This is a genomic window from Lutispora sp., from assembly GCF_041687175.1.
GTDB lineage: Bacteria > Bacillota > Clostridia > Lutisporales > Lutisporaceae > Lutispora.
The window spans coordinates 1-6,884 of sequence record NZ_JAWLCK010000132.1; the positions used below are offsets into that span (position 1 = coordinate 1).

Here is a 6,884-nt window from a genome sequence, read left to right on the forward strand (position 1 = left end):
AAACAAGCTTATTGACAGATTTGTTATGATTCTTGCAACCCTCGGAGCCACTATACCTAGCTTTGTCCTAGCTACAGGTTTTCTGTATTTGTTCAGTTCAGTATTAGGTTGGGTTCCATCATTTGGAATAGAAAATCCAAGGGGCTATATAGGACCAGTGCTGGTTATTGGAGCCTTTTCAATGTCTTTCATAACCAGATTAACCAGAACTTCAATATTGGATGTAATGCAGCAGGACTATATAAGAACAGCCAGATCAAAAGGTATTTCAGAGTTTAAAGTAATAGGGAAACACGCTTTGCGCAACGCACTTCTACCAATAGTAACCTATATTGGTCCAATGATAGCTTCGATAGTAACCGGCTCTTTTGTTATTGAGAAAGTATTTGGCATACCCGGAATCGGAAGCTTATTTACTACCAGTATACTAAACAGGGACTACACTTTGATAATGGGGACCACGGTTTTCTTTGCTGTATTCCTGGTGATTACCATATTGGTTGTTGATATTCTATATGTGTTTATAGATCCGAGAATAAAGTATGAGTAGAGGTGATACATATGTCAGATACAGCTAAGATAGATAGAAGATGGGAACCTTTGGTGAAAGAAGCTTTTGATTCTGAAATTATTGAAAGACCAAGTTTGACATATTGGCAAGATAGCTGGAGAAGGCTAAAGAGGAACAAGAGTGCTATAGTATCATTGGTAGTTATTGCTTTTATTGTTTTATCGGCTATACTGATACCTTTTTTCTGGGGATATAGCTACGAGGAACAGGAGCTTACTTTATCCAATATACCGCCTAAATTGGAAATTTATCAATTGGATAATGAAAATTATGTGTACATAACCAGTGAGTATAAAGTTATTGAAGTCACAAAGGACGGAAAACTGATTAAATTAGCTGATCTAGTTAATGACGATAAGTTAGGCAAGAAATGCTATTACGATGTAAACGGTAACACTGTTTTAATAGATTATAGCCCATATTTCAATGCAAAGAGTGAATTTATAAAGTTAGAAAGAGCATACAAGAAGAACCCCATTATAAAAGTAAGTGATTATAAGTACTTGACTGACTATTATGCATCTCAGGGGGCATCAGTAGAGACTATTACTCTGGAAGAAGCAAGGCACATAATGGAAAAAAGAATAGATAGGTTTCAAGTAAAATTAAATGATCAACTTGCTAAGCCCTTTAGGAAAGTATCAAACAAGACCTTCATTTGGGGATCTGATTCATTAGGTCGTGATATGTTCATAAGAGTTGTTTATGGAGCCAGGGTATCCCTGATAGTAGGATTTGTTGCAGCAATAATTAATTTTGTTATAGGTGTATTCTATGGAGGAATATCAGGATACCTGGGTGGCAGAGTTGATAATATCATGATGAGGTTTGTAGACATTATAAGCTCCATTCCAATGATGCTTTATGTAATATTATTAATGGTTATATTAAAACCTGGACTCCAGTCCATAATAATCGCAATGAGCGTCACATATTGGGTTGGTATGGCTCGTATAGTGAGAGGGCAAGTATTGAGCATGCGGGAACAGGAATTTATCCTGGCAGCTAGAACCATAGGGGCTTCCACCCAAAGAATTCTATTTAAACATCTGCTACCAAATGCCATGGGACCAATAATGGTATCTTTGACTATGCAGATACCTTCAGCTATGTTTACTGAAGCATTCCTGAGCTTTACAGGTTTAGGAGTAGCAGCACCTAAAGCCTCTTGGGGCAGTCTTTGTAATGATGCCCTTCAGACCTTGACAGTATACCCATATCAAATGTTTTATCCGGCTTTGGCTATGTCAATTACAATATTGGCATTTAACATATTCAGTGATGGCTTAAGGGATGCGCTTGATCCTAGGCTGAGAAAGTAAATAGGAGAGGGGTGTTAGAATGAGTGATATTCTGCTTGAGGTCAATAACTTGGAAACTTCTTTCTTTACACATATAGGCGAGGTCAAAGCTATAAGAAATGTGAGCTTCAATGTTAAATCCGGTGAATCCTTAGGTGTAGTTGGAGAATCAGGGAGCGGCAAGAGTGTTACATTCCTTTCCGTTATGAGACTTTTACAGCATCCAGGAAAGGTCATCGGCGGTGAGATTTTGTTTAACGGTGAAGATCTTCTAAAGAAGACTACAAAGGAAATGAGGAGAATAAGAGGAGATAAAATTTCCATGATATTTCAAGACCCTATGACCAGTTTGAATCCGGTATATACCATTGGAAACCAAATAGTAGAGATAATACAAGAACACAATAATGTGAGTAAAAAGGAAGCAAAAGACAGAGCAATCAAGATGCTTGATATGGTAGGAATTCCATCACCGGAATCTAGGTTTAGCAATTATCCTCACGAGTTCAGTGGGGGTATGAGACAGAGAGCTATGATTGCCATAGCTTTATCCTGTTATCCTGAACTCTTGATAGCAGATGAACCTACTACTGCTTTGGATGTAACTATACAGGCTCAGATACTCAGCTTGATAAAAGAACTGAATAAAAAACTAAATATGTCAACTGTTTTGATAACACATGATCTTGGAATAGTGGCTAAAGTATGTACAAGAGTAATAGTGATGTATGGCGGATTAATAATGGAAGAGGGTTCTGTAAAGGACATATTCTACAATCCTTTACATCCCTATACTATGGGTTTATTGAAGTCAATACCCAGGTTATCTTCAAACAAGACGAGGCTTGTTCCAATACCTGGTACACCTCCTGATCTCTTAAAGCCTCCAAAGGGTTGCCCTTTTTACAATAGATGTAATTTTGCAATGAATATCTGCAAAGAAGAAATGCCTTTGTACTACCAAAGAGGATTGCAAAAAGCAATGTGTTGGTTGCTGGATGAAGATGCACCTCGTGTAGAAGAGTATGAGAGGCAAAAGGGAGGTGTTAGGAGTGGAGCATAGCGAGAGACTGCTGGAGGTAAGAGGCTTAAAGAAGTATTTTGAGAAGCGCAAGGGTATAATTAGCAAGAAGGTTGAGTATGTAAAAGCTGTGGATGATGTATCCTTCTTTATAAACAAGAAAGAAACCTTCGGTTTAGTAGGTGAATCAGGCTGTGGAAAATCAACAACAGGAAGAACTATTATCAGACTTTATAAGCCTACTGATGGGAAAATACTATATGATGGAGAAGATATTGGCAAACTAGGCGAGAAAGATTTAATGCCCTACCGAAAAAGGATTCAGATGATCTTCCAGGATCCTTATGCTTCACTGAATGCCAGAATGACAGTAGCAGATATAATAGGTGAACCCATGGAAATACATAATATTGCAAGCGGAAAAGAAAGAGAAGAAAGAGTCACTGAGCTATTGAACCTAGTTGGTCTTAGTAAGATTCATGCAAGTAGATACCCCCATGAGTTTTCCGGAGGTCAAAGGCAGAGAATTGGTATAGCTAGAGCATTATCAGTCAATCCGGAGTTCATTATATGTGATGAGCCTATATCTGCTCTGGATGTTTCTATTCAAGCCCAAGTGGTTAATATGCTTGAGGATTTGCAGGAAAGTTTTGGCCTTACTTACTTATTCATAGCTCATGATCTCAGTATGGTGAGACATATATCAAATAGAATAGGGGTGATGTATCTAGGTAATTTGGTGGAAGTAGCAGATAGAAATGAACTTTATGATAATCCAATACATCCTTATACAAAAGCTCTTCTATCATCAATACCCATACCTGACCCAGAGTTAGCAGAAAAGACAGAAAGAATCATACTTGAAGGAGATGTTCCAAGTCCCATAAACCCACCATCGGGTTGTAAATTCAGGACTAGATGCAAGTATAAGAGTGATATTTGCAAAGAAGTTGTCCCGAAGTTGATAGATGTAGGCAACAAACATTATGTAGCCTGTCATCTGTTACAAAACTAAAGAAGATTAGCAATATGGTTGCTATTAATAATAATGGAGGAGGAGTATCATGAAAAATCTTAGAAAGCTAACAGCAATATTTCTAATCATGACAATGGTAATTGTAACTCTTGCAGGCTGCGCAAAACCTGCACCTGCCACATCAGAGGTTCCGGCTGAAGAAGAACAACCTGCTGAGGAAACCATATCTGATTCAATACTGGTATGGAACATAGGATCCGAACCTCAGTCATGGGATCCACAAGTCTGTGGCACAACTGAAGGCGGAAACATCATCAACACATTGTTTGAAGGCTTGATGATGGATACAAAAGATGGTCTGAAACTTGCAGCAGCAGAAAGTTATGAGATAGGTCCAAACGCAGAGGGCGTAGAAAATACTGTGTATACATTCAAGCTAAGACCTGATGGTAAATGGTCCGACGGGAAACCTGTAACAGCCCATGACTTTGAATATGCATGGAAAAAACTGTGTTTACCTGAGGCTGCAGCAACATATGCATTTCTGATTACTGACTATGTGGTAGGAGCTCAGGAATTCTATGACGGTGAAGGAGAATTAGAAGATATAAAGATCAACGCTTTGGATGATTATACTTTACAGGTTGAATTGAAGGCACCCGTTCCATACTTCCTAAGCTTAACATCCTTCATGGCATTCATGCCATCAAGAGAAGATATTGCAGAACAGGGTGAAGGTTGGGAAAAATCTCCTGAAACTTGTATATCCAATGGCCCATTTAAGCTCACAGAATATCAAATCGGATCTCATTTATCCTTTGAGAAAAATGAACATTATTGGGATGCGGAGAATGTTAAACTAAAAGGCATAAAAGGCTTATTCATTACAGAAGACACTACAGCACTCCAAGGATATAGGGCAGGAGAGATACAAGTGTTGTCAGCTGTACCTCAGGGTGAAATACCTAAGCTTGCTTCAGAAGATCCCAACTTCTACAGTGAACCTTCGCTAGGATGCTCCTTCTATACATTTAATGTAGATGTACCTCCTACAAACGATGTAAATGTTAGAAAAGCATTATCATTGGCCATAGACAGAAAGATGATTGTTGAACAGGTATTAAGAGGTGGAGAGATTCCGGCATCAGGCTATGTTCCTTCATCCTTCAGCCTATCTGATGGATCGTCCTTTAGGAAACTCGATAGTAACGGTAGAGTAACTGAAGAATATGAGATAGATCCATGGAATGTAAATGTAGAAAAAGCAAAAGAATATCTGGCGAAAGCTGGATATCCAGATGGAAAGGGTTTTCCAAAGATTGAACTGCTCCATGATGTTAATGAAAATCAGAAAAAGTTAGCAGAAGCAATACAACAAATGTGGAAACAAAATTTGGGAATAGAAGTAGAACTGAGAGCTGAGGAAAGGTCAGTATTCTTCTCTAACAGATACAACGGTAAGTTTGTTGTAGCAAGAGGTGGTTGGACTGGAGATTATAATGATCCAATGACTATGTTTGATTTATTCACATCTGTGGGAATCAATTACTCTCAATGGAGATGGCAGCCATATGAAGACAGAGCAGACGATACAGTCATGAACCCTGCTAACAAGGAATATGAAGATCTACTGAAAAAGGCTATGACAAGTACAGGTAAGGAAAGAGATGAATATTTACTGAAAGCTGAGCAGATATTTATGGATGAAGCAGTAGTTGCCCCAATATATTATAACGTAAATAATTATATTATAGATGGAGCAAAAGTAGAAAATGTACAGAAAAATCCAATGGGGTACTGGATATTCAAACATGCAACTATGATAGATTGATATTGATTCTAAAATACCTGGTGCCAATATAATTGGCCCAGGTATTTTGATAGAGATTCAAATAGAAACTTAAATAGTTACTTTTAACAGGAGGGACTATGAATATTGAAAAAAGGGTAGAAGACATATTTGAGGAACTTGTGTCAATTCGCAGAGATTTTCATATGAATCCCGAGTTAAGTGGAAAAGAAATAAGAACATCAAAAAAGATATGTGAATATCTGGACAGCTGGGGAATAGAATATGAAAGCGGCATAGCAGAAACAGGTGTAGTTGCCATAATAAGAGGAAAAAAGGATGGAAAAACAGTGGCGGCCAGAGCTGATATTGATGCACTTCCCATAAAAGAGGATAATGATAAGCCCTATAGATCACAAAATCCAGGTGTTATGCATGCCTGCGGCCATGATGTTCATACAACCATACAGCTTGGAGTGGCAAGGATATTCAAAGAAATGGAAGAAGAACTGGAGGGTAATATCAAGCTGCTTTTTCAACCTGCAGAAGAAGCAATAGGCGGTGCACAAAGGATGGTAGAGCATGGCTGTATGAAAAACCCTGATGTGGATTATGTCATCGGACTGCATGTAATGCCTTATTTAGATTCAGGATTTGTAGAGTTAAAGTATGGGAAACTCAATGCTTCATCAGGAGAAATCAATATTAAAATAAAAGGGAAATCGGGACATGGAGCCTATCCTGAATCTTCAGTAGATGCTATTGTTATAGCAGGAAATGTAATAACAGGTCTTCAAACTTTGGTAAGCAGATATATATCGCCCTTAAACTCAGTAGTATTATCAATAGGCAAGATAAATGGTGGTACCAGGAATAATATAATAGCTGATGAGGTTGTCATGTCAGGTACTTTAAGAACCTTAGATCCAGAAACAAGGAAATTGGTAAAGGAAAGAATAAAACATATTGTTGAATATACAGCAAAAGCTTACGGTGGAGAGGGAATAGTGGAATTTATAGAAGGCTATGATGCATTAATAAATGATGATGAAATTGTAGATGTAATAAAGGAGACAGCGGAAAGAGTTTTGGGTAAGGACAAAGTACAGTTAAAAGAATTTCCCAGCCTAGGAGCAGAGGATTTCTCATATTTTATCAATGAAGCGAAAGGTGCCTTTTACCATTTAGGTTGCGGCAATAAAAAAATGGGCATAACAGCCCCTTTA

The 6,884-nt window shown here is 38.0% G+C and carries 6 protein-coding genes; all 6 read left to right on the forward strand.

Annotated features, from left to right (window positions below):
• The coding region (locus ACESM9_RS13495; RefSeq protein WP_372999683.1) for an ABC transporter permease at positions 1-550 on the forward strand (550 nt) is incomplete at its 5' end.
• 11 nt (positions 551-561) lie between these two features.
• Positions 562-1,893, forward strand: coding sequence for an ABC transporter permease (locus tag ACESM9_RS13500; protein WP_372999686.1), 1,332 nt, complete (start codon positions 562-564; stop codon positions 1,891-1,893).
• Positions 1,894-1,912: 19 nt separating this feature from the next.
• Complete coding sequence (locus ACESM9_RS13505) at positions 1,913-2,935, forward strand: ABC transporter ATP-binding protein (RefSeq protein ID WP_372999689.1); 1,023 nt, start codon at positions 1,913-1,915, stop codon at positions 2,933-2,935.
• Positions 2,898-3,908 carry an ABC transporter ATP-binding protein gene (locus ACESM9_RS13510; protein ID WP_372999692.1) on the forward strand — a complete coding sequence of 337 codons (1,011 nt, stop codon included), beginning with the start codon at positions 2,898-2,900 and terminating at the stop codon, positions 3,906-3,908. The genes ACESM9_RS13505 and ACESM9_RS13510 overlap by 38 nt, the downstream gene beginning before the upstream one ends.
• Before the next feature lie 49 nt (positions 3,909-3,957).
• The gene (locus ACESM9_RS13515) at positions 3,958-5,700 is read left to right on the forward strand and encodes a peptide ABC transporter substrate-binding protein (protein ID WP_372999695.1); all 1,743 of its coding nucleotides are present in this window, start codon (positions 3,958-3,960) and stop codon (positions 5,698-5,700) included.
• Positions 5,701-5,798: 98 nt separating this feature from the next.
• The coding region (locus tag ACESM9_RS13520) for a M20 family metallopeptidase (RefSeq protein ID WP_372999699.1) at positions 5,799-6,884 on the forward strand (1,086 nt) is incomplete at its 3' end.